This window comes from Photobacterium sp. TY1-4 (genome assembly GCF_025398175.1).
In the GTDB taxonomy this organism is placed as follows: domain Bacteria; phylum Pseudomonadota; class Gammaproteobacteria; order Enterobacterales; family Vibrionaceae; genus Photobacterium.
This window is the reverse complement of the sequence record NZ_CP099734.1, coordinates 1,609,033-1,634,569: the sequence shown is the minus strand read 5'-3', so window position 1 is coordinate 1,634,569 and position 25,537 is coordinate 1,609,033. Positions and strand designations below refer to the sequence as shown.

Below are 25,537 nucleotides of genomic sequence, written 5' to 3'. Positions count from 1 at the left end.
CAATCGCATGGCTTTTTGTTCTGTTTGAAAAGTAAAAAGAAAACAAGGGTCAACCCACCTTTTCTTTTGATGCCTTCTCAATATAGGACTGCAGAAACTTTTCGCGGACTCCTTTCAAATGCGCCTGTGCTTCAGCACGCACACGCTTACGCAACCCTTGCGTTTTTGCGCTCATAACAACCTAGCCTTATTTTTATTACTGATAACATCCTTTAATAATTATGATACATAAGGCATAGAAATGCTGAAACACCTTTGCGGATCCCCGAAGCACAACTGTGACATATGTCACATCGAAAATGGATAGATGATGAAGCCTTAATCAGCACTCCCGAGACAGTTCAATGATGCATATTTATTGACCTGGCACGCTAAGATGCTGCCCCCACATCCTTGCTGTCTGTGATACCGCTTCAAGCGCCACCGCACATGCTATCGCAATGTAAAAAAAATGATCCACATCAATAACAGAAAATTCAGCTAAAAAAGACTTCCTCGGAAAGCCTAAACAGCATGATTAACTAGGCGGGTAATTAATGGGTACAATTCCACACATTATTCAGCAATAACCTCACAAAACACATAATTACCCATCCAAATGCCCAATAATCACGCAGCAAGCAATTAACAACTCGAAAATAACATGTAACATTTACCACAGATGACACCTAGGTACATGAAGTTGTATGAACCGTAATAACATAGCTAAAGGAAAGCATATGACAGCCTTAACCCTGACACTGAAAAAGTGGCTGTTTGACAGGAATAGCATCATTCTACTGGCAGACATCGCCCTTTTTACCTTTTTAATGAACTTCCTACCCTACGAAAAGGACGTCGTAGTCGGTCTGAGTATCCTGGCCTTTGTGGCCGTGTTATGGCTGACCGAAGCCGTTCATGTCAGCATTACTGCCATCCTGGTGCCGCTTCTGGCCATTGGATTCGGCATTTTTAAAACGCCACAAGCCCTGAGTAGCTTTGCCAACCCGATCATCTTCCTGTTCCTGGGGGGATTTGCTCTGGCCGCTGCAATGCACAAGCAGGAGCTGGATAAAGCAATTGCCGATAAGGTTCTGGTTCTGGCGAAAGGACGCATGTCTGTTGCCGTCTTCATGCTGTTCGGGGTCACTGCCGGCCTGTCGATGTGGATCAGTAACACCGCAACCACAGCACTGATGCTGCCGCTGGTTCTGGGTGTCCTGAACAAGGTCAATGCCAAAAGCGAGCGCAACACCTATGTATTCGTACTGCTGGGCATTGCCTACTGTGCCAGTATCGGCGGGATTGCAACGGTTGTCGGGAGTCCGCCAAACGCCATTGCCGCCGCGGAAGTCGGTCTGAGCTTTACGGAGTGGATGGTATTCGGTCTGCCGACGTCGATTGTGCTGCTGCCACTCACTGTAACGCTGCTGTACTTCTTGCTGAAACCAAATCTGAAGCACACTTTCGAGCTCGACCACAAACCTGTCCAATGGGATAACGGGAAACTGGTTACCCTCACCATTTTTGCCCTGACGGTTTTCCTGTGGATTTTCAGCAAGCCAGTCAATGCGATGCTGGGCGGATTCAGCAAATTCGATACCCTGGTTGCCCTGACTGCGATTGTTCTGCTGGGTGCATCCCGAGTTGTTCAGTGGAAAGATATTGAAAAATCAACCGACTGGGGCGTACTGCTGCTGTTCGGGGGTGGTATCTGTCTGAGTAACGTGCTGAAAGCCACCGGCACCAGTGTCTTCCTGGCTGAAGGTCTGAGCACCTTCCTGGATCAAGCCGGTATGTTCTTTACGATTCTGGTCGTGGCTGCCTTCGTGGTCTTCCTGACTGAGTTTGCCAGTAACACCGCCAGTGCGGCCCTGCTGGTCCCGGTATTTGCGACGGTTGCAGAAGCCTTGGGTGTCTCGCCGGTCATTCTGTCAGCGCTGATTGCCGTGTCTGCATCTTGTGCCTTCATGCTGCCGGTCGCCACACCGCCAAACGCGATTGTCTTCGGTTCAGGCCACATCAAGCAGTCCGAAATGATGAAAGCCGGTATTTACCTCAACCTGGTTTGTATCGCTGCGCTGTCCATCATTGCGTACCTGTTCTGGTAATCGTTCGAACCAGGTGTTCCGAGCCATGCGCTTCGGACCATAGTAATCACCGTTTTTCCTGAATAACGACAACAACATCCCTTTATTTGGTGGCCGAATCGGCCACCTTTTTTTATGAGCGCTTTCCGGTGTCCAACCGCTGAATCCTTACAGACTTTGCTCATCCGCCGGGAAACGGACACCGATCACCTCACGCGCCCTGGTCATGATCGCACTGACAATTTGCGTACGGGCCAGCCCCGGATGCGAGACCTGCTGCTGGTCAATCAACCGTGCAAATTCCAATGCTTCGTAGTACATCACATTCTCTTCCTGCGCGACACTCAGGCTCAGAGGCGGCTCTTCCGGGCGATGCAACGTGACCGAGCGGCACTCGGAAATACTCTCGACCAGCAGAGTCCCCTGCTCGCCCTGAAACTCGCTCGGGATCAAACCATCGCTAACTTTTGAGTGGCTGACCACCACATCAAAGTCCGAATAATGCAGCACCAGGGTGCCGTGGGCATCGACACCGGAATCCAACAGCACGCCTTGGGCCGTAAAACTATTCGGCTCACCAAACAATCCGATCGCCGCACTGAGCGGATAAATCCCGATATCCATGATCGAGCCATTGGAGAAAGCAGGATTAAAGGTATTCGGATTTTCGCCATTCAGGTACTTGCTGTAGCGTGACGACAACTGACAGTATGAAAGGTAAACCTTTCTCAACTTGCCCAGTTTCGGCAGGCATTCCCGGATACGCTGAAAGTTCGGGGTGTAAGTCGTTTTCATCGCTTCAAACAACACCACGCCCTGCTGCTCAGCAGTGGCGATCAGCGCCTCGACTTCAGCGTGATGCGAAGCCAGCGGCTTTTCACCAATCACATGCTTGCCCTGCCGGATAAATTGCATCGCCTGCGGGGCGTGCAGCGAGTTCGGGCTGGCAATATAGACGGCGTCCAGCTCCGGGCTTTGTGCCATCGCATCCAAATCATCAAAGCAAAGGCTCACCCCGTACTTCTCGGCAAAGGCCTTGGCATTGTCCAGTTTACGGGAGTAAACGGCGGTCAGCTGATACTGTCCGGTTTTCAAAGCAGCTTCAATAAAGCTGTCAGTGATCCAGTTCGTCCCAATCACACCAAAACGGATCATCATAGTTACCATTTCTGTTCAATTTGCGGAAACATCATCATAACAGATCATGGCCGCGTACCAAGATCAGGCCGAGAAAGCGGCCATGATCCCATCACTGTGACGGATAACCGACTATTTTCACACCAATACTTCCCCATCTTCACCCGACATGTTGATAAGACTTAAACTCTGGGTGGAATTCGCTGTCCCTCCCCCAGCCCCTTTGTTACATTAGCGTGAACTGCCTTTGAGCCGACTTTTCTCCTTTCGCCCAACCTGAAAAATCCGGAAAGTTGGCCTCTGTCTCAATGGTCAGATAACAACGAAAAAGAGAATTTTATGTACTACGCCGAAATTACAGGTTGGGGGAAGTGTCTGCCCCCGACCGTCCTGAGCAACGAAGAGTTAAGCCAGTTTGTCGATACCTCCGATGAGTGGATCCGCACCCGAACCGGCATTGAATCCCGCCATATCAGCCATGTCGATACCTCAGATATGGCCCGTGTCGCCGGTGCGCGCGCCCTGGCTGCCGCCGGGATTGAAGCCAGCGAATTGGATCTGATTATTATCGCCACCTGCTCGCCAGACACCCTGATCCCCAACATTGCCTCGAAGGTCCAGCGCGAACTGGGCGCCGGTAAAGCGGCCGCTTTTGATATGAATGCGGCCTGTACCGGATTTTTGTACGGACTGGAAACGGCCACTCGAATGATCCAGGCCGGCAATTACCGCCACGCCCTGGTCATTGGCGCCGAGCACCTGTCCTGGTACCTCGACTGGAGCAAGCGCGATACAGCCGTGCTGTTTGGGGATGGCGCCGGTGCTGTGGTTCTGAGCCGCACCGAGCAAGAATCCGGACTGCTGGAAGCGCAACTGGGTTGCGATCCGGAAGGACGTGACGTACTGGCCATCCCGGGTTTCGGCACCCACATGGATCGCTTTAACCCGGATGCCGGTCACTTTGCTTTCGATTTCGTGGGCCGGGAGATCTTCCGCCGGGCGGTTCGAGGCATGGGCGCTGCGGCCAATATGGTGCTGGAGCGTTCCGGGCTCGACAGCCAGGGGATCGATATCGTCATTCCGCATCAGGCGAACAAACGCATTATTGAAGCCCTCTGCGACCATGCCGGGATCCCGCTCGAGAAAGCTTTCGTCAATATTCAGAAGTACGGCAATACTTCAGCAGCCACTGTGCCGATTGCTTTGTGTGAAGCTGTTGAAAGCGGAAGGGTTCAGCCGGGCAGCACTATCCTGTCCGCCGCATTCGGTGCCGGACTGACCTGGGGAGCCAGCCTCATTAAATGGGGACAGCGCACCACTCCGGTCGCGACCTCCGATGCCGAACTACCTGCCTGCAATCAAACAGCGACCGAGATCCTGGCCAAAGCTATCGCCCACTGCCAGCAAAAACAAAACAACGTTGAATGACGGTTTAACGACAGCTGAAGACTCCGGCTCACGATGAGGAGCCGGAGATATCCCATTTTTCACCCGGCGGCAGTTGCACCGGCAACCCGCAGAGTACCCGCCAGGACACACTGAGCGTTTTCACCACGATAATCGCCCGAATAAGCGTTCCCACCACAAATCCAACGCTGAACGCGATCGTCACGCCAAGCAACTGATACTCCTGTTGCAGCACATCAGCCAGCCACACGGTCAGGACAGACACGCCTAACAGCACATACAAGTTATGGAGCGGATTCGACATCAGGCTGATCATGTTGGCCGCGATCACCCGAAGCGGCAGCAGCAGCTGTCCGGCCAGCATGATCAACAGCAATTCGTGGCCCAGTTCAACCTGCGTTTCACCATAGAGGGTCAAGAGCGGATGAGCCGCCAGTGACAGGAGGAGAATCAGCAGGCTGTTCATACCCCAGAATGTTCGAATGGCGTGGCTGACCGTGGACTGAGTTGCCAGTGAAGCGGGCTCTGACTGTGCCTGCAACAACACAGGTTTCAGAAATGTCCCGACGGCATTGGAAAGAATCGCCATCAGCCCGGCAATCACAATCACCGGGTAGAATACGCTCACGGCATGGGCACCGAGCCAATGATGCACCAGCAAGACATCCAGCTTAGCCACCAGCACGACCCCGGCTCCACTGGCCAGAACCGTCAGCGACTGACGATACCACTGCTTCATCTGAAATGCTTTGCCCTGGCCGGCCAGGGCCGGGGCGATCAGCCGATGCTGGCCGATCACCACAATGAGCAGCGCCACGATCATCACCTGGCAGATCCGCGCCAGGAGCACTTCATCTTCCAGCCAATAGGCCACCAGACAGAATGCCAGCACCAGGCACTCCAGCAAACACTGCTTGCTCAGCAACGCATGTTTTTGACGTTCAAGCACCAACAGCAAGGAGGACTGGGTTTGCATTAACGCCCCCAGCGGGACAATCAGCAACAGGTACATCAGATGTTGCTCCGCCAGCTGGTGCGGCGAAATCAACGCATATCCGCTCAACACCCCGGCAACGATCAGGGTGCCCAGAATTGCAATCGAGGCCAGAAACACCAGGCGCAATCCCCGCAGCATGGCCACCTGTTCGGTCTGCCACATCGGATACGCCAGCCGGACGACGGACACGGAAAATCCCAGGCTGGCCGGCAGCAGTAACACCTCGCTGAGGACCAGCATGGCCGCGAATGTCCCGTAATGTTCCGGCCCCATCAGTCGCGCCAGCACAATAGTCAGGATCACCCGGCTGAAATGGTTTAAAAAGGTAAACGGGGTCAGGGCCAGAATTTGTTTCACCGTCTCCATTGGGCAACTCCTTGCCATTAAAAAAGCGGCTTGTCAGCCGCTTTTCATCATGTTTAATCTTCTGGTTGATCAGCGAGCAGTTCGGCCCGGCGAAAACAGTCCAGACTGTGATCATTCACCATGCCGGTCGCCTGCATATGGGCATACAAGGTGGTCGAGCCGAGGAACTTAAACCCCCGCTTCTTCATATCCTTGGCCAGCCGATCCGATTCCGGGGTTGTCGCCGGATAATCCGACAATTCACGCAATGCGCTCGTTTTCGGTCCGTCTTCAACAAAGGACCAGATATAATCGGCGAAAGTCCCGAATGCTTCCTGGACCGCCAAAAAGCAACGGGCGTTGTTGATCGCGGCTTCAATCTTGCGTCGGTTCCGGACAATCCCCGGATTATTCATCAGGCGTTCGACATCATCATCCGTAAATGTAGCCACGCGCTTGGGGTCGAATTCTGCGAACGCATCACGATAGTTGGCGCGTTTTTTCAAAATGGTGTACCAGCTCAAACCGGCCTGAGCCGATTCCAGAACCAGAAACTCAAAGATTTTCTGGTCGTCATACACCGGGACACCCCACTCCAGATCGTGATACGCCACATAGTCGGGCTTGCTTTCGTCCACCCAGGGACAACGCTTCACTGCTTCCACCATACGAAATTCCTTTTTTGAATAATCATGACCTTAGAGCAGCACCTCATCCCTGTCAACGCGATGCCGGACATCAGCATCACAGCGATCAAGCGCGGCGCTGACGACCCCGGCTCTGATGGACTTTTGAGCGTGCTTTGGCCCGGCGTTTATCCGCCGAACGTCCCCGCCGCTGATGTTCCGGCGGTTCAATGGTCGGATCCGGCTCATAGCCTTCCAGCCACTGTTGCGGCAAGCGGGTATCCAGCAACGCTTCAATAGCCCGCAGCGCCCATTCTTCATCCAGGCTCATCAGGGACACGGCATAGCCCGGTTTGCCGGCGCGTCCGGTCCGGCCAATCCGGTGCACATAGTCTTCCGCCTTGAACGGCATATCAAAGTTCACCACATGCTCCAGCTGTTCGATATCAATGCCCCGGGCTGCAACATCCGTCGCCACCAGCACCCGGGCTTTGCCGTCTTTGAACTCCTCAAGTGAGCGCTGTCTCGCCCCCTGGCTTTTATCGCCATGGATCGACACCGCCTTGATGCCATCAAGCTTGAGCTCTTTCGCCAGCGCCTCCGCACCTTGTTTGGTTTTGGTAAACACCAGCACCTGCTGCCAGTTGCGCGAGCCAATCAGATACGCCAACAACTCCTGTTTGCGATGCTTATCCACCGGGTACACCATCTGCTCCACCGTCACGGCGGTACTGTTCGATGGCGTGACTTCAATCAGCTTCGGCTCCTGCAAAATACTATAGGCCAGTTTTTTCACCGGGCCGGCAAAGGTCGCCGAGAAAAACAGGGTCTGACGCGCCGTTGATTTCATCCGCCGGATAATGCGCTTGATATCATCAATAAAGCCCATATCCAGCATCCGATCCGCTTCATCCAGCACCAGATATTGCACATCCGCTAAGTCGATGGTGCGAACGTGGGCGTGATCCAACAAACGACCGGGCGTTGCAATCAGGATATCCACGCCCTGACGTAGCGCAGCAACCTGCATTTTCATACTGGTGCCGCCATAAGCAACCACAGTTTTCACGCCGGTGCCTTCGCTGTAGGCCGTGATATTGTCAAACACCTGCTGGGCCAGCTCCCGGGTCGGCGTCAGGATCAACGCCCGCACCCGGGCCGGATTGCCAGCAGATTCGCCCGCTTGTGCCGGAGTGTCGCTCAGTGTTTCCATCAGGCTATGCAGCAACGGCAACCCAAACGCCGCAGTCTTACCAGTACCAGTTTGGGCGCCCGCCAGAATGTCATGCCCGGCCAGGACTTCAGGAATGGCTTGTTGCTGAACAGGCGTCGGGGTTTCGAAACCCAAGCGGGTAACAGTATCAACGAGCTGGCTTTGCAGCCCCAGGGCATGAAAGGACATTTTGTGGTTCCACATCTTAAATTCAGGCGCGGATTCTAACAGATTCCGATCAAAAAAAGGGAGCTTTTCGCTCCCTTCTCGCATCGGTTGCCACGCAGGATATCCTAGTGGCGCGCTTAGCTTGGCTTACTTGATATTCAGGAACGCCGCACCGCGAACACCGCCAGCATCACCGTACTTGGCTTTCACAATTTTCGGTACGCGAGCAACTGACAACAGGTGCTTCGGCAGACGCTTCGGCAGCTCGGTATAGAGCAGCTCGAAATTCGACAGGCCGCCACCCAGAACCACGACATGCGGATCCAACGCTGTGAACAGGTTGGCAAAACAAATCGCCAGCAGCTCCAGGAAACGATCCACGTGCTCAACCGCTTTGTCATCCCCCGCTTCATAGCGCTGGATGATCTCAACAGCCTTTACCTGTTCGCCATAATAGTGGGCATACAGCTGCTCGAAACCGCGACCGGACAGGTAATTATCAATACAGCCTTTCTTTTCACAGCCACAAGCAAACAGCGGCGCGTTCTCACCCAGATGGAACCAGCCGTCAATCGGCATCCGGGTATGGCCGACTTCACCGGCAACATGGCTCTTGCCGGAGAACACCTGACCGTCAAACACCAGGCCGCCACCAAAACCGGTGCCCAGGATCAGGCCCAGGACCGATTTTTCACCCTGAAGCTCAGCATCCCAGGCTTCCGACAACGCGAAACAGTTGGCGTCGTTATCAATGGTCACGCTGCGGCCCAGACGTTGTTCCAGATCTTTACGCAGTGTACGGCCTTTGGCCGCCGGCACATTCGATGTGAGGACAGTGCCATCCTCGGCGTCTTCCATCCCCGGGATCCCGATCCCGATATGGCCTTCGCAACCAAAGGTCTGATCGGCTTTCTCAATGATCTCAACCAGTGTATTTACCAGCTTGTCATAGTCGCCGCCCGGCGTCGGCACCCGCTCAGTGGCTACGCGCTCCAGTTTTTCATTAAAGGCACCAAACTCAATCTTGGTTCCACCCACATCAAAGCCGTAGTACATCCTGCACACTCCGCAATCAAATCACTAAAACATAAAACTGAAAAAATTATCCACAGTTCTACACCTACAGACTGTGATACACCACAAATTTAGTCAGCCGTCCTGTCGCGTTGACTCGCGTTTGCCGAAAGAAACAACAAGGTGTTGCACAAAAAGCCCTTAAGCTGTTCTAAAATTACAAAAATCAGGTGGCCACAAAAGCCTGGAGCTGTTTCATCGCAGACGCTTCCGGCAACTGCCGGTTCAGCTTACCGGTCAGGTAATGCTCGCGAAACACATCAAACCACAGATCCAGCATTTCGGCATTCTGGGACTCACCATATAAATCGATAATTCTCGCCGCCACTTCTGCCGTTCCCAACTGACCGACTTTGGCGGCTTCACGAACCCGATAACGCGACGGCTCATCCGCCTGAATCGACAGGACCGGAAACGCGTTCAGATACGGGCTTTTACGAAACATCTTCTTGGCCTCGGCCCAACTGCCGTCGAGCAGGATAAACAGCGGTCGCTTGCCCGGGGCAATCGTCACGGTTTCAGCGACCCGCTCAGGCGCGGCGTATTCTGCCGGAAACACCACAAAGGGCTGCCACTGCGGATCGTCAAGCAGGGCCAGCATCGCCGGATCGGGTTCGGTGCGGGACCAGATGTAGGCGAAGGTGTCTGTAAACAGGTCGGCAATCAACCGGCCGGTATTGCTCGGTTTCAGGATCTCATCGTCATACATCAGCAGCAGAAATGCCGCCTGCGAGTCAATGTGCGGTTTGTCGCCACAAATGCATAAGTGCGGGCGCAACATGCAATAGCTGCAACGCTCGACGTTACAGCCGCGCGCCCGATACGGACGGGTCGAGCGTGCCAGACGCTCCTGATATAAATGATGGACCGCGTGGATGCGCATTGCTGCTCTCCCCCTCACAAGAAACGCTTAAACGAAAAACGCCAGCATTGTACTGGCGCTTCACGGGGTTGCAATGAAAACTTCTGCGCGGTTAAGCCGATTGCAGCTGATAATTCGACAACAGATCCTGTTGCTGGTGCGCCACTTCCGCCACGGTACTGGCTTCTTTCACCAGGGTTTTCAGCTGGCGGCTGTTGGTTTTCGCCTGGTTCGCCACCTGCTCGACACTGCGGCCGACTTCAACCGACGCATTTTCCTGCTGCTGGGTCGCAGCGGCAATGGTGATCACCTTGTCGTTGATCGATGCGATCATCTTTTGGATCTGATCGATGGCAATCTGCACTTCGCTGCTCAAATCGATCGAAGCGGTCATTTCCGAGCGGCTGACGACCATGGCTTCGTTGGCATCTTTCGCTGCCCGGTGCAGCTCAGCAATGGTCTTGCGGATCGATTCAGTTTGCTGGTTAGTCTGGCTGGCCAGCTTCCGGACTTCATCCGCAACCACGGCAAAACCGCGCCCCTGCTCACCGGCCCGGGCAGCTTCAATCGCTGCATTCAGAGCCAGCAGGTTGGTGTTATCGGCAATCGAGCTGATCAGCTCCACCACCTCGGTGATTTTATTGACATGGTTGCCCAGCTCAGCCATGCGTTGCTCATTGACAATAAATTGCTGATCCAGCGAGCGTAGCCCGGTCGTACTGCGTTCGATGATCCGGACCCCTTGCAATGCCAGCTCATGCGCTTTTTCCGCTTCCGCTTCTGACTCTGAGGTACTGGAAACAATCTCTTTGATCGAGCATTCCAGCTGGTTGATTGCCGTGGCAATCGTCGCCAGCTCATCACTTTGCTCTTTCAGGGCGATCCGGGAAGCCGATGCGGCTTGTTGGCTGCTCTCGGCTGCGGTGTTCAGGCTGTTGCTGTTTTCAACCAGTTTCCCCAAGATCCGGCTGTTGTTGATATTGGACTGATTCAGCAAACCACCCAGGACCGCGAACTCCTTCGGGGCATTTTGTGTCGCCCGTGCGGTCAGATCCCCGTTGCTGGTCGCTTTCACCACCCGGTCAATTTTCTTCAGTGAGCTTCTGACCGTGTGGCTGATCCAGCTGCTCGCTGCCACCGCCAGAATGAGTCCGGCAATACTCAGAGTGACAAACAGCGTTATGGCTTTTTCACTCGCCTGGCTGACCCCTTGCTTGCCCTGGCTCACCATCGCATTGGCGCCTTCGGTCAGGGTATCGACTTCATTCATCACCGAGGCAATGAGTCCGCGCGCCTCTTCGACCTTCAGCGCCTGCGCTTCCATCAGCTGCAACACATGAAGATGCCGCGCGACTAGCCCCTCCTCGGTGTACAAGGCTTTCACCATATCAAACGGGACAGTCACGCTGGTGTAATCTTCGATACGACTATCAATTTGCGTGAGCTCACGCCAGGCATAGTTCATCCCGGCCAGATTGGTGCGTTTGAGCTCTTTGGCCAGTTTCTCCGCTGTCGCCACATCGGTTTCAATCAACAAGGCAATCAGTTTACTGGCCATCTCCAGCGAGTGATTGACGAAGTTATTGACATGATTCAAACCCGTTGGATTTCCCGCATACAGGTCCATCCCCAGTCGGCTCATCTCCGCCCTGACTCCGGACACCGCATAATTCATCATCGCTTTATCACTGATAATTTGCGCCTTGGTCTCCAGAATTTGCTGCTGAGAGTCACGCAATGTCTGCGACATCGACCGCAGTTGGTTCAGCCCTTGCTTGACCCGGGCGACATCTTCCATCAGCCAACTGATTTGATACTGCTCGGCCAGTGCACCGAGTTCATTGATTGCGGTGATCACACTTTGCTGATCACGGTTGAGCTGGTTCGCAGCCGCTTCCAGCTCTTCGACGGATGCACTGTTAAACACCTCAGCTAAGCGCTGGGCCGTTTGCATCGAGCCCTGAACAATCTCAGCATTGTTCATCGCCACCGGTAAAGCCTGCTTGCTGAGTGTCTCGAACTCCCTTGAGACATCATTCAGCCCCTTATTTCCGAAGTACGACAGCATGCCGCCCATACAGACAAGCAGTACAAAAACGATTTGGATAGACGTGACAATCGATAGCCTGGATTTGCCGAGCTTGGTTTGTTTCATGAGTAAAGTCCCTGATTTACCTGGCGCTATTATTACTGGCAAAGGTTTCAGTTTTAATAAGCTATGAATCAGGCTGAAGAGCGATAAACCACTGCGGTAGAGGAAGAAATAGTTCAGCCGGACTCACAAGACCACCGGCACATAACCGTGATCTTGTTCCAATGATGCGGCCGCTAAACTACTTGAGGACTATGACAAAATTATTTCACAGTATGCTTTTTATCAATTAGATCAGGGAGATTTGCATGATAATTCCAATGAAAGGATGCCGCAGGGACATAAACGGCGTAAAACCGGCGACAAAACATACGAATCTGTACCAAAGACGCGCGGTGTCACCTGAGTTGCAAGGGAAATCGTGACCAAACGCGCAAAAAAGAGAAGGCAGCCAAAGCTGCCTTCTCTTTTCATGAAATCAGGTCAATGCCTTAGCCCATCAGCCCCGGCAAACTTGTTGACTAATCGCACTATCGAACAGGTTTTTTACCAGTCCGATATAATCTTCCAGAAATGCAATTTGCTCATTGGTCGGGCAACACTGCCACGCCCCCGCCAGAACTTCGCTTAAGTCCTCGACCACGGCATCGGCCTCTTGCATTAACTTGAAGCGAAATTCCGCTTCCAAGTCAGGATTTTGCGAAAAAACCGCCATAAGATTAGTCGCAATCAGATCAGTGACAACATCTTCTACCGTCTCATTACTCCCATCTTTACTGGCATTCTCAAACAAAGATAAATGCTCAGTAAAGTACTCTATCAGCGCGTGATATCCTTCAGACTCAACAACCATAACACTTTTCGGCAGTAGTAGTGTGTATTTGCTTCAATTCTAAGAAGTCTCGCCAAAATTACAACACCCTTGCAGACGCTTCCGGTAAAAGATCGCAAAAGAAATCGCGTTGACCGCACAGAAAACAACCGCAATGTTGCTGAAAAGGCCTGCTTCCCTCAAAAATTCGTCAGCAAGGGCGCGGTATCAACTCTCCGGCGTCATCCAGGACAATTCCCGGATCCAGCGCTGCATCACGGGGAACCCCTGCTCCGGACACGTCATATCCCAGGCATTGAGCAGCGGATAGCCAAACCCACCGCCTTCACGAAACGCCTTAATCAAACTCGAGCTGGCGCCCCGGTATCCATCAGCATGTAACACGACTTCAAGCGGCAGACCAATATGCTGAATCGCCGCGACAGACCAGGCTATCGCCGCCATTTCCTCGCCATGCATTCGGTCTTTCATCCGGCCGTGAGTGATACCGTTCTTGTAGATATCACCGTCTAATAAGTGGCGATCCTGGGGATCACAAACCGCGTAATGTCCGGCTTCATGAAGAATATCACCCGGGTACAGCAGCTGCTCTTCATCAATCACCAGCCGACTCGCCACTAACTTTACTCCGGGAAGAAAGGTTTTCCCTTGCAGCGGCGCCAACTCAAACGGGAGCCCGATTTGCTTTAAAAATGTAAGAATCGCTTGTGTTTCTTGACTCATGACTGACGCCCCTTTTCGCCAGACCCACGTCACTCCGAGGCAAAACCGGATTAACGGAACCCTTGTTGCTTCAGGTGGCGCGTACACCCGTCACCCAATTCCTTGCTAAAGACTGTGGTCTGATTCCGACCATTTTGTTTCGAGTGGTACAAAGCGCGGTCCGACAACTCCAGCCAATGCTCGTAGCCTTGCATCCAAGGCGCCCACTCACAGATCCCGAGACTGATCGTGACATTGATGCTGCGCACATCCACTGAGACGGACGCATCTTCAATGCGGGTTCTCAGGCGCTCGGTGAAATACAGTCCCAATTCCGCAGACGTGCCGGGCAAAATCACGCCGAACTCCTCGCCGCCATAACGGCCGGCAATATCGCTTTGCCGTTTGGTGCGGCGCAACAAGCTGGCAACGGTTCGGATCACCCCATCACCGGCCACATGGCCAAAGGTATCATTGACCTTTTTGAAGTGGTCGATATCAAACATCACCAGGGTCGACGGAATATTTGCGTTGCGACAGCGCTCGAACTCTTCGGCCAGACAAGCTTCCCAGTGTCCCCGATTATAGAGCTGCGTCAGCCGGTCGGTCATGCTCAGGTGCGTCAGTTGCTCGTTGGACTCTCGAAGGTGGGTTTTACTTTTCGCAATATCCGAGACATCGGTGATGGTCAGGCAGATATGACTGAATTCCCCGTTCAAGGACTTGAGCGGCGTCAGGGTCATGTTCTGATACATCAGGGATGCACCACCGGTCACCGGGCTGAAATTCTTGAAATGAAAGATGCTGGGTCGATCTTCCCAGCAGCTGAAAGAACGCATCCTGAGCTTAAACGTCGAATCAATTTTCTGCTTCAGCCAGGCAACCGGAAGATCCGTCATGACCTCAAACAGGTTCTTGCCAATGATGCGATCCGAGGTGATACCACTGTAAGCCTGCATGAATGAATTCCACGCCCACACCTGATGTGATTTATCCATGATCACCACCCCGGCATCAATATTGTCCAGGACCTGCATGGTGAGGTGAAAGTCTGAAAGCGTTACTTGATTCAATGTAAGGTATCCATTACTTTTTTAATGACTTTGGTTGAGTTGTTATCCATCATAAACAACACGTCGCACTCCAGATCCATCGACTCGGCACGATAGGTATACTCCACCGTAAACAGTTCAGTCGAGACAGATTCACCATCCCCCCAGATCATATAGTCTTCCAGCATAATCGGCTGGCGCACCGAAAACGGGATATTCATCTGCTCCGACAGTGCGCCCAAAAACGAAGACACCATCAGATTCGCAATATCGATGACAATTTCATTCTTGTGCTCATCGACCTGGCTGAAGCCCAAGCGGGCACCAAATTGCTCGACATCTTTACCCCGCAGACAGACCAGGGCCTCACCATGGATGCCACCACCGATAAACCGTTGTGCAATCGCCACCAGCTCACTTTGCTGGCGGATATCATCGATCGTCATTTCCAACTCGCCCGGCGTTAAGCTCGCCACATTGGGCAGCGGCATCCTGATAAATTCACCGAAATGATCCGAGATAATGGCCGCGCCCCGTCCGAGTGCCACATTGGCGACCTCTTTGAACGCTTGCATGTAATAGTCATCATTGCTCGGAAAGCCGGGATACTCCGTCTTCACTTCCTGCAGGCTGATCCCCAGCGGAGTCAGGACAGAGACTAAATGCAGCGGATCAAACGGTTTCGGCAGAAACTGGTGCGCCCCCAGGGCAATGCATCGTTCCATGGCCTGTCGCTGGACATCCGCCGACAAGATGATGATTTTGGTCTGGTGGGCCTTGGTCGATAACGCCGTAAGCACCTCAAAGCCGTCCATAACCGGCATCGTCAAATCCAGGAACATAATGTCAATTGCCTGGCTCGCAAGACATTCCAGACCCTCTTTGCCGTTTTCAGCAAAAAACAGAGACACCGCGGGCTGCCCGGATAAGATCCGCGACATCGCCCGGTGTACTACCGGAGAGTCGTCACAGATAAGAATGTTATGCGTTATAGTCACTGACGTCCGTTCCCTCTACTTAATGACACCCTAATCATAATCGACCAATGCCATATTCCTAATTTGACACTATGAAATAGTTTTAATAAGTGAGCTGGATCGACTTTTCAGGAACCAATATCGCATTTTTTGACAAAAGATCGACCTATCCAAAAATCACCCGAAGTGACATTTTTCAGCGAAGATACCCCCAAATTTACGGCCAACTTTGAGCAAAATTGGCCTCCATGAGGTTCAATCCGGCCACCGGTAACACCGGGTACTTTTTAGTTACCAATTCGAACGGCTTGTAATACAATCCTTCCCCAAACTCATCACATCAAGGACATGCCCCACCATGCAAGTTATCCGCTGGATTCTCGGACGCCTCATTTTGCTCTTTAATGCTGTTTTCTCGCCTAAACCCGTCAAACGGGAAGCCTCCCAGCAGCAACGCATCAATGATGAAATGCGCCAGATCCAACTGTATCAATTTGAGGCGTGTCCGTTTTGCGTGAAAGTGCGCCGGACAGCGAAACGCCTGAATCTGCCGCTGCAAACCCGTGATGCCAAGCAAACCATGTGGGAGCAGGAACTCATGAACGGCGGCGGCAAACGCAAAGTCCCTTGTCTGCGAATCGAGCAGGACAATGGCGAAGTCGAGTGGATGTATGAATCTGCCGATATCGTTAATTATTTGGAACAGCGCTTCGCCTAAGAGGCCACCGGGCATGCTTGCCCGCGTTTGCGAACCAAAACAGTGAGCTATATCAATTTGCTTCATCCCTGTTTATGCCATCAATACACGCTATGGCACACTGCAGGCAAAGCTAGCTAGGTATCTGAGACAATGAAAAAAACCAAAACGATTACGACGGACGACATTCTTCTGAAACTCTGCCAGTCCATTGCAACGGTCTTATCGACGGCGACGGACAGCCAAGTCGGTTACTCGGCCATGGTACAGAAGATCAACAAAACCAGCCTCAAGCCTGATATCGGCTGCTTCGTTCTGTTTGACGGCGGTTTTACCGGCCTGGTCGTCAATAACTTCTCCCAACAGGCGGCACTGGAGCTGTACCAGAACTACATGCTGAAAATGGGGATCCCCGAAGATGACCTGGCCATTCACCACACGTCCGACGAAGTCGCCGATGTCCTGGGTGAGCTGATGAACCAGGTGGTGGGTGATTTCACCAGCAAGATCCGTCGTGAACTGCGGATCTCGATTATGCAGAACCAGCCGAAAATGCTGGCACTGAACAAGCAGATCCTGCTGTCTGTCGATACCAACCTGGATCGCCCACAGGCACGCCGGGTCAGCTTCACGACCGAGAAAGGCAACATTTTCTATCTGGAGCTGGCGATGGATAAAACGGAGTTCATCCAGTTGGAAGACTTCGAGCAGCATGAAGACATCGATCCGGATAGCATTATCGAGAACGCCAAAAAAGCCCAGGCTGAAAAAGCCACGGCTGCGGCGGCAGCCGTTGACGTTGACTACGATCTGCTGGATGAACTCGGCCTGTAAGCCTCTCGCTGGCTGACGGCCCGAAATCAGCACACCGATCAAACCCGAGCACCCTGTCTATCACAGGTGACTCGGGTTTATTATTTCTTAAACACGACCCCACCGCTCACGATTGCTAGACTCATGATGTGATTCGTCTTTGTGAGTGCTGCGATATGCCAGGTCTTCGTGACTTTTTCCGGTTCTACCCCCTCATCATCACCACAACTCTGGTGCTGCTTCCGGCACATGCCGATGAGGAAGAAAGCCCTTATGCGAAACTCCAATCCGGTGACGTTGTCACTGTCGCATTGGACCAACTGCTGCCGACACAAGCCGTACTCAGCTATGACTGGCAGTACGCCAGACTCAACCGATACCAGAACGAACCGAAGCTGGTCTACGACGATTTATGCCGCGCCAATGGTGCAAAAGGCGTGAAAGACTGGTCCAAAAAATCCAAGCCCACTCAACCGGACTCCTATACTTGTGCAGGGAAAGCCGGGCAGTCAGAAGACGCGCTCAATACCGTCGTGGTCGGCCCGGAAGACGGATTGCTTTATCTCACCAAGGGCCATCACCTGCTGTCGACCTTCTGGGACATGCCCAACGGCGGCACCAGTGTTCCGGTAACCATCAAAGTCACCCACAACCTGATCGAGTCCGGGGATGATTTCTGGGCGGAAATGAATCAGGATCATGAACTCTGGCTGTATAACGCCAAAGGTAAAAAAATCGGTGCAGACGATCTCCCTGAATACCTGGGCAGAAAGCAGCTCAAGCATGATAAGTACCTGTCCCTGGTGCTGTTCCTTAACGGCATTAGCTATAAAAAGCCCGAAGATGCCATCCCGTTCTTTGAATATCACTGGGCACAGGAAATCCGCAAGCACATGAAAATCAGCGAGTATGACCTCAATGTGCCGGATGAATACGCTGCCGCGCTGGCGGAGGCAGCCACCGTGATGGTCGATCTGGACGAGGATGCCAATGTCGCCAAATCCGGCCAGACGGCCAAAGCGATGGGCAAGTTAAGTCAGACCGACAGCAAGGCGCTGGCAGCGCTGATTGACGACGAGAACTCTGATTTCAACCAGGCGATGGCCTATCGTCGGGCACTGAAAGAAAAATCGACACCGAAGCGCCTGTTGGAAAAAGAGCAGGCCGAAACCAAGGAAAAAGCCGCAACGGAAGCCACGGAGAGCAAAGAGAAAACAGAACCTTAATGCAGTGCATCAGCCAGGGGGGTTGCCTGAGCCGAGGGTTTAGCCTGAGCCGAAAATGTTACCTGAATCGATCACGCCGTCTGAACCGCGCTCCTGCGCTTCAGGTACACAGGCGGTGAACTGATCCCGTATCCAGGCCGTAAATTGTTGCTCCAGAGCGATGTCCTGGTGTGCTTGCAGGCTTAACAACACATAACGGTGCCCCGAACGACTAAACCCGAACGGCGCGATCAGGTTTCCCCGCTTCACATCATCCACTACCAGGGGATAAGAGCCAATCGCCATCCCGAGCCCGTCGACTGCGGCCTGCAAGGAAAAGTAAAAGTGTGCGAAAGATTGCTGCGCCTGATGCTCAATCCAGCCAGCGCCCGATTTGGTTGCCCATTCCGCCCATGCCTGTGGCCGGGTCTGGCTGTGGAGCAGCTTGATGTGCTGCGGCGTCGTTTGCATCGACTGCCAGTAGGCCGGAGAACACACCGGCCCCACCCACTCTTCCACCAGAGACTGGCTGAGATAATCAGCACGTAAATCAAAATCATCCCGGCGAATGGCCATGGAGAGCCCGGTCGCGCCCAGCGTGACCGGCCCGCCAGCCGTCGACAAACGAATATCCGTACCGGGGTGCTGCTGATAAAAATCAGACAGCCGGGTCATTAACCAGCGCATGGTCAGTGTCGGCTCACAGGAAACCTCCAGACATCGCTCATTGCTTTGTGCAAGCGCGCTAACCCCGGACTCCAATGCTTCAAACGCCTGTGTCGTATAGCGATGCAGCTGCTTTCCTGCGGCGGTCAGCACCACATGCCTGCCCTGCCGTTCAAATAACGACTGTGACAGATACGCTTCCAGCAGCTTAATTTGCTTGCTCACCGCACCGTGGGTGATTGCCAGCCGATTGGCGGCTTCGGTAAAACTCGTCGATCCGGCCGCAACATGGAAAATATGAAATGCTTTGAGATGCCTCATCCGTGAATTTTTCTCACATATCAAGAGAGTTAATTTCGATTATAAAGAGCGACCGGGCTGGTTACAATCATACCGTTCAATCAATACAATCACAGGAAGATTTCATGGAGATACTTGGATTTGCACTGCTGGGCTTACTCATTGTGATGAGTCCTGGCGCTGATTTTGTTTTGGTGTTGAAAAACAGCATCGGAGCTGGGAGAGCCGCCGGACTCTGGACAGCATTGGGGATCAGTCTGGCGATTAGTGTCCACATCAGCTATTCCGTGCTGGGGATCAGTTACCTTATTTCACAGAATGAAACACTGTTTACCGCCATCCGCTATGCCGGTTCAGGCTATTTGATCTATTTAGGCCTGAAAGGCATTCTGACCGCGAACAATACGCTGGATACGCAGACCAACGAGACTGCCCGTGTTGCCGGGCTGCGCTACCTGTCACAAGGTTTTTTGTGTAATGTCCTCAACCCCAAAACCATGCTGTTTTTCCTCAGTATCTTCAGCCAGGTGATCTCTCCGGATGACAGCAGCCAGCTCACGGCTATCGGTTACGGGCTCTATATGATGGCGCTGCACGGGATCTGGTTTGCGCTGGTTGCCCTGCTGTTCACCTCCGCGCCGTTGCAATCTCGGCTTAAGAAGGTCAAGAAACGTTTCGACCAGGTTTGCGGTGCCGGCCTGATGACCTTCGGCGCTCTACTGGCGACCGACTAGTTCACCCCTTCAAAGTGGATGAGCATATTCGGCTAGGAATGATTCGCCACGCGCGCCAGTTGTGATTTCAGCACTACCGGCAGCGCGTGGAGGATCAGGAGTCTGACAATATGATTCACCATTACAAAGACCGGTTCCAGCCCCAGCAGTAACGCCACAGCGGTCATGGCTTCAACACTCCCCGGCACCCAAGCCAGCAACAGAACCACCGGACTGCTCCCGATCAGATGCGACCATACCCATGCAAAAATCACCGTCACCAGTAAACCGAACAGGGTCACAATCAAACCGGCCCGGGCATAGCGAATCGCTTCACGAAGTGTCGTCTGCGCCAGACGGCTGCCGATTAACGCCCCCAGCATAGCCGTGGCCAAGATCAGCATCATCGCCGGAACATGGAGCACCCAGTCCGGAAACAACGAATTCGACACCGCAGCACAGAGTAACGCGGCGACCATATACGGTGCCGGAAAGCCCAGCCGTTCCACCAACTTCCCCAGCAGCAGACTGGCGATCAGCACCGCAAGCAGTCCCGGCCAGAAGACTGCCGACGGCGCCTGAGCCGCCGCCGAATCAATCGGCAGCCACCAGGAAATGACCGCGGCAACGGCAACCAAAATGAAGAATCGGACCGAGTGGGAAAAAACGATTTTTGCCGAGGGTTTGGCATGCGTTTCGCTGACCATCAAAATCGCAGCCATTGCCCCCGGAACAGCCCCGAGCAGGGATTCAAACGGCGTCCACCCTTCTTTGGCATGCAGCCACCAGTAATTGATTGCCATCTGGCAGGTCAGACAAAGCCCGAGTCCAACCACGGCCGGCCAGGTCATGGTGGTGACCAGCTGCTCGAACTTCACGACAGCACCGACACTGACGCCCAGGATCAGCTGCACTGCGGTCAAGACCCATCCCGGAAGGTTCGTGGGCATCCCGGTGGTCTGTCTGGCGATGACAACCGCCAGCGCCGCACCAAACAACTCACCCAGCGGGATCCCGCTCAGCAGCCCCAGTGCGGCGCCCGTCAGGGCCACCCCCGCACTTTTCAACAGCGCCCGATATGATGCCAACGTGCCGCCATTCATTTCCGGCTTATTCATCCAGCTGATGCGCCAGTTTTTTCAGATAACCTTTGGCCAAATCCGTATTGCCCCGACTGAGCCACTTGATACAGTCAAACAGCTCCCAGATCAGGCCGTCATCACCACTGGTATAAGCCGGGAAATCTTCATGTTTTGGTGCCGGATCATCAGATAATCGCTGGCGGATCAGATCCGCTTTATCAAACAAAACCCGGTAGGGTTGACAGAACAAGAACGGCTCGGCGAGATCGAGGCAATGAATTTCTGCACTGGTCAGATCCTCAAACAAATATTTGCGAAAGCTTACCGTCCCGTTGTGCTCTCCTGTCAGGGTATAGAAGATCGCCTTCTCCGCTTCAAACTTTTGGAACAAGTCCTCTGCCCGGCCATGGCGCCCCCGGGTCGTTAGCACAATAATATCGGCATCGGAAACCCGATCACCGCGTCCTTTCGCCAGAGAGCCAACCAAAACCGCAGCCAGGACATCTTCATCCGGGTAAAATGCGTCGATTGCTGATGCGACCAGCGCCTGCTGTAAAGGCAGCCCTTCCAGTCCCAGAGCCTGAACATCCGGTGTCATCGTGACTCCTTGTGATCGATGGGATTGTTTCGGGTTATAACCCGCCGGCGAGATCGATAAAGGATCCGGTCGAGAACGAAGATTTCTCAGAGGCCAGCCAGTAGATCGCTTCAGCAATTTCATGGGCTTCGCCACCCCGTTGCATCGGGATCTTCGATTTCAGTCGATCCACCCGGCCCGGCTCGCCGCCAGCAGCATGCATGTCGGTATAAATCAGCCCGGGACGCACGCCATTGACCCGGATCCCTTCCGCAGCCACCTCCAGCGACAGTCCCTTGGTCAGGGTATCCATCGCCCCTTTCGATGCAGCATAGTCGATATATTCATTCGGAGATCCGCTCCGTGCAGCGCCGGAAGAGACATTGACGATCGTGCCGCCCTGACCTCCGTGACGTGTTGACATCCGCAGCACCGCCGCTTTGCAACAGAGGAAACAGCTGGTCACATTGACCGTCAGGATATGATTGATCCGCTCGGCCGTCATTTCATCCAGCCGACACTGAGGCTGCAAGATCGCGGCGTTATTCACCAGCACCGTTAAGGTGCCCAGTTCCTGATCGACCCGGGCAAACAGCGCTTCGACGTCATCGGCCTGCGAGACATCAGCCTGGACCGTGATGCACCGACCGCCCATCGCACGAATTTCGTCGGCAACCCGCTCGGCCGCCTCATGATCCGTCCGGTAGTTCACACAAACCGCGTAGCCCATTCGGGCAAACAGCAGGGCCGTTTCTGCACCGATCCCCCGGCTGGCACCGGTGATCACTGCGACTTTTTTCTGGTTCATCATCAATCTCTTACCATCCGTTTCTCAGGTGACGTACCTGAGTTGACGTCCGAACCATATCAAACTCAATGCTTACTTGTCACACAAAATCGCAACAGTAGTTAACGAGATGTAACCGTACTTTCTCAGGAGGCGTATTTCATGATTTGCTTCATCAGCCAGCGAATCACCCGGGAATCTCTCACCGGGTTTAGCAAAGTGTTTGCTTCAGCGTCGCTAGGCCGCCTTCGACCCGCAGCTGCGCATAAGCGCCGTTCACTAAAGTGAGATTCGGAGGCAAGTGGCCGATATCCGCATCGTAAATGACCGGCACGGGTAAATCAGCCAATGCCTGGAACAGCGCTTCATCGCTGTCGATGTCCTGCCCTTGTGCCTTCGGCACAGCATTACGACCAATGATGATCCCGTTCAGCCCTTTGAAAATGCCCTGATATTTCATCCCCAGCAATGTGCGTAAGTACACGGTCGGCGGCAGTTCGGCATTTTCAAAGTAGAGCAACACGCCCTTCTCATCGGAAGCACGATGCAACGCTGCCAGGTCTAAATATGGCGTAGAAGCTAAATGACACAAGGTATCCAGACACCCGCCGATCAGGCGCCCCTGAACTTTGGCCGTATCGGTATCGCCCAACACCTGCCAGAGAGTCGGTTCCGTCAGGGACAGCACGGCATTTGGATTGTCGGCAAACAACTCTCCTGACATTTGATACGCTGTCGAAGACTGCTGGACAATACTCTCTCCGGCTGCGTGGTTCAGGCAGTCAAACACACCACACGTCAGCGGTTCCTGCTCCTCGGGATGCAGCTGCATCAGATTCGCTGTATGGGCAGTGGCCCAACCCAGTCGGGTCGTCAGAACCATCTGCAAGGTGCTGATATCAGAAAAGCCAATCAGCCATTTGGGCCTGGCAGCGGCCAAGCGTTCAAAATCCAGCAGCGGCAACAGCGCCATCGCAAAGTCGCCACCCCAGGGCGGCATCACCGCATCGATGGTGTCGTCACAGAGAAATTGCATCAGCTCCCGGGCCCGGATTTCCTTCGGTGCGCTGACATGCATGATATTCTCACGCAGGCACCGCCCCTCAATCACCCGAAACCCCTGCGCTCTGAGATGAGCGAGTACAATCTCCAGCCGCGGGTGGCACGCCTCAGGTACCCCTGCTGAAAAAGCTGTGACCGCAATGGTGGCACCCGGCGCCAACGGCCGGGGATAACGCATGTTCATCCATGTCATGAAACGGTTCCTTGTATCAATGGTGCTCAAAAGTCGTGCTACACAGCCCGTTACCGGGAAGACGGGGACTACCCGAGAGACTGGGTATACAGCTCACGATAAGAGCGGTGTTCGAGATGTTGTGCGGCCAACCCGAACTGACTGGCCAGTTGGGTCAGTTGCTGCTGGTAGTCATCGAGCCGGGATTCATCATCAGTCATGATAGCAAACTCGGCAAAGTCGCCGATCCCGTCCAGCTGATCGACTGTGATATGAAATTCATCGATAAAATAAATACTGCGGGTTTTGTGCATTTTCAGAACGCACTGATACCCCATGGTCGTCAGCATGCTTTCCGCCTTGTCACAGTCGGAAATATTCACCGCTTCACAACGATCTTTCTCCGGTCCTTTAACGATCCACAGTTGAATACCGGACGGCATCATCCGACGGATACAGACACTTTTGTTTCCCAGAGCCAGCGAATGATCCGGAAGATCAAAGTAATGATCCTGCTCGGTATTCTCGACCAACATCACCTCATGCTCCAGTTGGTCTAAAGTAGCCATAAAATTGGCTTTGGATGGCAGCCGGTACTTCAGCTCGACTTCATATTTTCCTTCAAAGTGGCCTTGGCTCACATGAATTCCCTATCTGATTGATTCTGACTCGTCATCCTATCAAAAGACGGCCTCATGGTGTAAATGAACTGTTCTTCAGGAAAACATGAGTGTTTCTAACCATGATAATCTGGAAGGTCTGAACGATTGGATGATCTGTCAGCAAGCCGGATCAAAAAGGCGCTCATTGCGGAGCGCCTTTCACGATGTCCTGTTCCGAAGCCCTGTTCCGAAGCGCTGTGTCGAAGAGCGGTGCCGATGTAGCGGCAACGCGCCTCCAGAGCAGCCAAAGTTTATCGGCAGGCAACCCCGTGGGACCGGACCGTCTCTCCCCACTGCTGAAGCTGCGCCTCATCCGCCATAATCACTGAGCCAAACAGATCGACCTCAGCCGGTGCGATCCCGCTAAATTGCAACGTATAACGATCCAGTTGCGCCAGCACGGGCGCCGCTTGCTCCGCCAGGAAAGTCTCCGGGGCGTCCATGGTCAGGATCAGGCGTGCGGTTTTACCGGCCAGCAGCGGGATCGGCTCCGGAGAGCCCGACGCATAACGAAAAGCAAAACCCGGCAGAAACGTTCGGTCAATCAGCCCTTTCAATTTCGCGGGCACGCCACCCCACCAGATCGGCGCGACAATCACCAGATGATCGGCCCAGGTTAACGCGTTCTGAAACTCAACCAGGCAGGGTTCCAGTGGCTGATCCGAGTCATATCCAATGTCCAGGCTTGGGTTGAACGCCATCTGACTCAAATTAAAGCGTCGAACCTCGGCGCCTTCCCTGGCTTCCACTTCATAAATATCGGCCAAGTGACGGCTAAGGCTGTCTTTTTTCGGGTTGCCGTTGAGTACCATCATCTTCATTGTCTCTTTCTCCTGTCAGTGTTGAGACAATGATTCTACGGTCTGCCCTAAAGGGCAGAGTCAAGCATTTTCGGACAAGCATTGAGCGACTGAAGACATAGATCAGCCTGCGCAATTTTCGCTTCCAGAGCCTGCTTTTCCTGCTCAAGCGATTGCTTGACCTCAGCCAGGAACAAGCCGATTCGCTGCCAGTCGAGCTCGCCATTTTGGTAAACAATGACATCCTTCAGCCGAGCCAGGGTCACGCCCAATGATTTGGCTTCCACAATCAGTTTCAGCGCTTCCACCTCCTGAGCACGGTACACGCGATAGCGGCCATGCCTCGCCGGTGGCTGAATCAAGCCTTTTTGCTCGTACAGGCGAATAGCTTTCACCGAGAGCCCGGTTTGTTTGGCGACGGCTCCAATATACATCTGATTTATTATCC

26 protein-coding genes are annotated in these 25,537 nt (G+C 53.6%); 6 read left to right on the top strand and 20 right to left on the bottom strand.

The annotated features are described in order from the left end of the window. Positions 1–49 precede the first annotated feature (49 nt). Complete coding sequence (locus NH461_RS07740; RefSeq protein WP_261602655.1) at positions 50–175, bottom strand: hypothetical protein; 126 nt, start codon at positions 173–175, stop codon at positions 50–52. 544 nt (positions 176–719) lie between these two features. Here NH461_RS07740 and NH461_RS07735 point away from each other — a divergent pair. Then, positions 720–2,090, top strand: coding sequence for an SLC13 family permease (locus NH461_RS07735; RefSeq protein ID WP_261602654.1), 1,371 nt, complete (start codon positions 720–722; stop codon positions 2,088–2,090). A gap of 147 nt (positions 2,091–2,237) precedes the next feature. On the opposite strand, the gene NH461_RS07730 is transcribed toward NH461_RS07735, so the two are convergent. Continuing rightward, positions 2,238–3,224, bottom strand: a complete 987-nt coding sequence (locus tag NH461_RS07730) for a Gfo/Idh/MocA family protein (RefSeq protein WP_261602861.1) — start codon at positions 3,222–3,224, stop codon at positions 2,238–2,240. 321 nt (positions 3,225–3,545) lie between these two features. Here NH461_RS07730 and NH461_RS07725 point away from each other — a divergent pair, with 321 nt between their 5' ends. Next, positions 3,546–4,634 carry a ketoacyl-ACP synthase III gene (locus NH461_RS07725; RefSeq protein ID WP_261602653.1) on the top strand — a complete coding sequence of 363 codons (1,089 nt, stop codon included), beginning with the start codon at positions 3,546–3,548 and terminating at the stop codon, positions 4,632–4,634. A 28-nt stretch (positions 4,635–4,662) separates the two neighbouring features. Here the strand turns inward: NH461_RS07725 and NH461_RS07720 are convergent, their stop codons facing one another. From NH461_RS07720 to NH461_RS07675, 10 genes are all read right to left on the bottom strand, one after another. After that, positions 4,663–5,976: a lipopolysaccharide biosynthesis protein gene (locus tag NH461_RS07720; protein ID WP_261602652.1), complete on the bottom strand. Its 1,314-nt coding sequence runs from the start codon at positions 5,974–5,976 to the stop codon at positions 4,663–4,665. Between the two features lie 53 nt (positions 5,977–6,029). Next, positions 6,030–6,611 carry a DNA-3-methyladenine glycosylase I gene (locus tag NH461_RS07715; RefSeq protein WP_261602860.1) on the bottom strand — a complete coding sequence of 194 codons (582 nt, stop codon included), beginning with the start codon at positions 6,609–6,611 and terminating at the stop codon, positions 6,030–6,032. A 97-nt stretch (positions 6,612–6,708) separates the two neighbouring features. Continuing rightward, positions 6,709–7,983 (bottom strand): DEAD/DEAH box helicase, encoded by a 1,275-nt coding sequence (locus NH461_RS07710; protein WP_261602651.1) that lies wholly within the window; start codon positions 7,981–7,983, stop codon positions 6,709–6,711. Between the two features lie 126 nt (positions 7,984–8,109). Continuing rightward, complete coding sequence (gene nagK, locus NH461_RS07705) at positions 8,110–9,018, bottom strand: N-acetylglucosamine kinase (protein WP_261602650.1); 909 nt, start codon at positions 9,016–9,018, stop codon at positions 8,110–8,112. 184 nt (positions 9,019–9,202) lie between these two features. Then, entirely contained in the window at positions 9,203–9,919 is a 717-nt protein-coding gene (locus tag NH461_RS07700) for a tRNA-uridine aminocarboxypropyltransferase (RefSeq protein WP_261602649.1), read from the bottom strand. A gap of 91 nt (positions 9,920–10,010) precedes the next feature. Beyond that, complete coding sequence (locus tag NH461_RS07695; protein ID WP_261602648.1) at positions 10,011–12,053, bottom strand: methyl-accepting chemotaxis protein; 2,043 nt, start codon at positions 12,051–12,053, stop codon at positions 10,011–10,013. Between the two features lie 436 nt (positions 12,054–12,489). Continuing rightward, positions 12,490–12,843, bottom strand: a complete 354-nt coding sequence (locus tag NH461_RS07690; RefSeq protein WP_261602647.1) for a DUF3802 family protein — start codon at positions 12,841–12,843, stop codon at positions 12,490–12,492. 186 nt (positions 12,844–13,029) lie between these two features. Beyond that, positions 13,030–13,545, bottom strand: coding sequence for a hypothetical protein (locus NH461_RS07685; RefSeq protein ID WP_261602646.1), 516 nt, complete (start codon positions 13,543–13,545; stop codon positions 13,030–13,032). A 50-nt stretch (positions 13,546–13,595) separates the two neighbouring features. Next, the gene (locus NH461_RS07680; RefSeq protein ID WP_261602645.1) at positions 13,596–14,597 is read right to left on the bottom strand and encodes a diguanylate cyclase; all 1,002 of its coding nucleotides are present in this window, start codon (positions 14,595–14,597) and stop codon (positions 13,596–13,598) included. After that, complete coding sequence (locus NH461_RS07675) at positions 14,594–15,574, bottom strand: response regulator (RefSeq protein WP_261602644.1); 981 nt, start codon at positions 15,572–15,574, stop codon at positions 14,594–14,596. Before NH461_RS07675 ends, NH461_RS07680 begins: the two co-directional genes overlap by 4 nt. Before the next feature lie 337 nt (positions 15,575–15,911). On the opposite strand from NH461_RS07675, the gene NH461_RS07670 reads away from it, so the two are divergent. From NH461_RS07670 to NH461_RS07660, 3 genes are all read left to right on the top strand, one after another. Further along, positions 15,912–16,271 (top strand): glutathione S-transferase N-terminal domain-containing protein, encoded by a 360-nt coding sequence (locus tag NH461_RS07670; protein WP_261602643.1) that lies wholly within the window; start codon positions 15,912–15,914, stop codon positions 16,269–16,271. Positions 16,272–16,403: 132 nt separating this feature from the next. Then, positions 16,404–17,084 (top strand): DUF3334 family protein, encoded by a 681-nt coding sequence (locus tag NH461_RS07665; RefSeq protein WP_261602642.1) that lies wholly within the window; start codon positions 16,404–16,406, stop codon positions 17,082–17,084. A gap of 155 nt (positions 17,085–17,239) precedes the next feature. After that, positions 17,240–18,289 carry a ParB/Srx family N-terminal domain-containing protein gene (locus NH461_RS07660; protein WP_261602641.1) on the top strand — a complete coding sequence of 350 codons (1,050 nt, stop codon included), beginning with the start codon at positions 17,240–17,242 and terminating at the stop codon, positions 18,287–18,289. A gap of 39 nt (positions 18,290–18,328) precedes the next feature. Here the strand turns inward: NH461_RS07660 and NH461_RS07655 are convergent, their stop codons facing one another. Continuing rightward, positions 18,329–19,255: a LysR substrate-binding domain-containing protein gene (locus NH461_RS07655; protein WP_261602640.1), complete on the bottom strand. Its 927-nt coding sequence runs from the start codon at positions 19,253–19,255 to the stop codon at positions 18,329–18,331. A 104-nt stretch (positions 19,256–19,359) separates the two neighbouring features. Here NH461_RS07655 and NH461_RS07650 point away from each other — a divergent pair, with 104 nt between their 5' ends. Next, positions 19,360–19,968, top strand: a complete 609-nt coding sequence (locus tag NH461_RS07650; protein WP_261602639.1) for a LysE family translocator — start codon at positions 19,360–19,362, stop codon at positions 19,966–19,968. A gap of 32 nt (positions 19,969–20,000) precedes the next feature. Here the strand turns inward: NH461_RS07650 and NH461_RS07645 are convergent, their stop codons facing one another. The 7 genes from NH461_RS07645 to NH461_RS07615 all read right to left on the bottom strand — a co-directional run bounded on the left by NH461_RS07645 (position 20,001) and on the right by NH461_RS07615 (position 25,523). Then, on the bottom strand, positions 20,001–21,050 hold the full coding sequence (locus tag NH461_RS07645; RefSeq protein ID WP_410000104.1) for an AbrB family transcriptional regulator: 1,050 nt from the start codon (positions 21,048–21,050) through the stop codon (positions 20,001–20,003). Between the two features lie 7 nt (positions 21,051–21,057). After that, a complete protein-coding gene (locus NH461_RS07640) occupies positions 21,058–21,627 on the bottom strand; it encodes a nucleotidyltransferase domain-containing protein (RefSeq protein ID WP_261602637.1) in 570 nt (189 codons plus the stop codon). A gap of 34 nt (positions 21,628–21,661) precedes the next feature. Next, complete coding sequence (locus NH461_RS07635) at positions 21,662–22,414, bottom strand: SDR family oxidoreductase (RefSeq protein WP_261602859.1); 753 nt, start codon at positions 22,412–22,414, stop codon at positions 21,662–21,664. Positions 22,415–22,604: 190 nt separating this feature from the next. Then, positions 22,605–23,648 carry a S66 peptidase family protein gene (locus tag NH461_RS07630; RefSeq protein ID WP_261602636.1) on the bottom strand — a complete coding sequence of 348 codons (1,044 nt, stop codon included), beginning with the start codon at positions 23,646–23,648 and terminating at the stop codon, positions 22,605–22,607. Positions 23,649–23,716: 68 nt separating this feature from the next. Beyond that, positions 23,717–24,268 carry a class IV adenylate cyclase gene (gene cyaB / locus NH461_RS07625; protein ID WP_261602635.1) on the bottom strand — a complete coding sequence of 184 codons (552 nt, stop codon included), beginning with the start codon at positions 24,266–24,268 and terminating at the stop codon, positions 23,717–23,719. Positions 24,269–24,540: 272 nt separating this feature from the next. Further along, positions 24,541–25,110: an NAD(P)H-dependent oxidoreductase gene (locus NH461_RS07620; protein ID WP_261602634.1), complete on the bottom strand. Its 570-nt coding sequence runs from the start codon at positions 25,108–25,110 to the stop codon at positions 24,541–24,543. A gap of 47 nt (positions 25,111–25,157) precedes the next feature. Then, positions 25,158–25,523 (bottom strand): MerR family transcriptional regulator, encoded by a 366-nt coding sequence (locus NH461_RS07615; protein ID WP_261602633.1) that lies wholly within the window; start codon positions 25,521–25,523, stop codon positions 25,158–25,160. Between the last annotated feature and the right edge of the window lie 14 nt (positions 25,524–25,537).

Excerpts from the sequence above, each read along its gene's own strand:
- NH461_RS07740 (WP_261602655.1), bottom strand. The coding sequence starts at position 175 with ATGAGCGCAAAAACGCAAGGGTTGCGTAAGCGTGTGCGTGCTGAAGCA.
- NH461_RS07735 (WP_261602654.1), top strand. The coding sequence starts at position 720 with ATGACAGCCTTAACCCTGACACTGAAAAAGTGGCTGTTTGACAGGAAT.
- NH461_RS07730 (WP_261602861.1), bottom strand. The coding sequence starts at position 3,224 with ATGATCCGTTTTGGTGTGATTGGGACGAACTGGATCACTGACAGCTTT.
- NH461_RS07725 (WP_261602653.1), top strand. The coding sequence starts at position 3,546 with ATGTACTACGCCGAAATTACAGGTTGGGGGAAGTGTCTGCCCCCGACC.
- NH461_RS07720 (WP_261602652.1), bottom strand. The coding sequence starts at position 5,976 with ATGGAGACGGTGAAACAAATTCTGGCCCTGACCCCGTTTACCTTTTTA.
- NH461_RS07710 (WP_261602651.1), bottom strand. The coding sequence starts at position 7,983 with ATGTCCTTTCATGCCCTGGGGCTGCAAAGCCAGCTCGTTGATACTGTT.
- nagK (WP_261602650.1), bottom strand. The coding sequence starts at position 9,018 with ATGTACTACGGCTTTGATGTGGGTGGAACCAAGATTGAGTTTGGTGCC.
- NH461_RS07700 (WP_261602649.1), bottom strand. The coding sequence starts at position 9,919 with ATGCGCATCCACGCGGTCCATCATTTATATCAGGAGCGTCTGGCACGC.
- NH461_RS07695 (WP_261602648.1), bottom strand. The coding sequence starts at position 12,053 with ATGAAACAAACCAAGCTCGGCAAATCCAGGCTATCGATTGTCACGTCT.
- NH461_RS07690 (WP_261602647.1), bottom strand. The coding sequence starts at position 12,843 with ATGGTTGTTGAGTCTGAAGGATATCACGCGCTGATAGAGTACTTTACT.
- NH461_RS07685 (WP_261602646.1), bottom strand. The coding sequence starts at position 13,545 with ATGAGTCAAGAAACACAAGCGATTCTTACATTTTTAAAGCAAATCGGG.
- NH461_RS07670 (WP_261602643.1), top strand. The coding sequence starts at position 15,912 with ATGCAAGTTATCCGCTGGATTCTCGGACGCCTCATTTTGCTCTTTAAT.
- NH461_RS07665 (WP_261602642.1), top strand. The coding sequence starts at position 16,404 with ATGAAAAAAACCAAAACGATTACGACGGACGACATTCTTCTGAAACTC.
- NH461_RS07660 (WP_261602641.1), top strand. The coding sequence starts at position 17,240 with ATGCCAGGTCTTCGTGACTTTTTCCGGTTCTACCCCCTCATCATCACC.
- NH461_RS07655 (WP_261602640.1), bottom strand. The coding sequence starts at position 19,255 with ATGAGGCATCTCAAAGCATTTCATATTTTCCATGTTGCGGCCGGATCG.
- NH461_RS07650 (WP_261602639.1), top strand. The coding sequence starts at position 19,360 with ATGGAGATACTTGGATTTGCACTGCTGGGCTTACTCATTGTGATGAGT.
- NH461_RS07645 (WP_410000104.1), bottom strand. The coding sequence starts at position 21,050 with ATGAATGGCGGCACGTTGGCATCATATCGGGCGCTGTTGAAAAGTGCG.
- NH461_RS07640 (WP_261602637.1), bottom strand. The coding sequence starts at position 21,627 with ATGACACCGGATGTTCAGGCTCTGGGACTGGAAGGGCTGCCTTTACAG.
- NH461_RS07635 (WP_261602859.1), bottom strand. The coding sequence starts at position 22,414 with ATGAACCAGAAAAAAGTCGCAGTGATCACCGGTGCCAGCCGGGGGATC.
- NH461_RS07630 (WP_261602636.1), bottom strand. The coding sequence starts at position 23,648 with ATGACATGGATGAACATGCGTTATCCCCGGCCGTTGGCGCCGGGTGCC.
- NH461_RS07620 (WP_261602634.1), bottom strand. The coding sequence starts at position 25,110 with ATGAAGATGATGGTACTCAACGGCAACCCGAAAAAAGACAGCCTTAGC.
- NH461_RS07615 (WP_261602633.1), bottom strand. The coding sequence starts at position 25,523 with ATGTATATTGGAGCCGTCGCCAAACAAACCGGGCTCTCGGTGAAAGCT.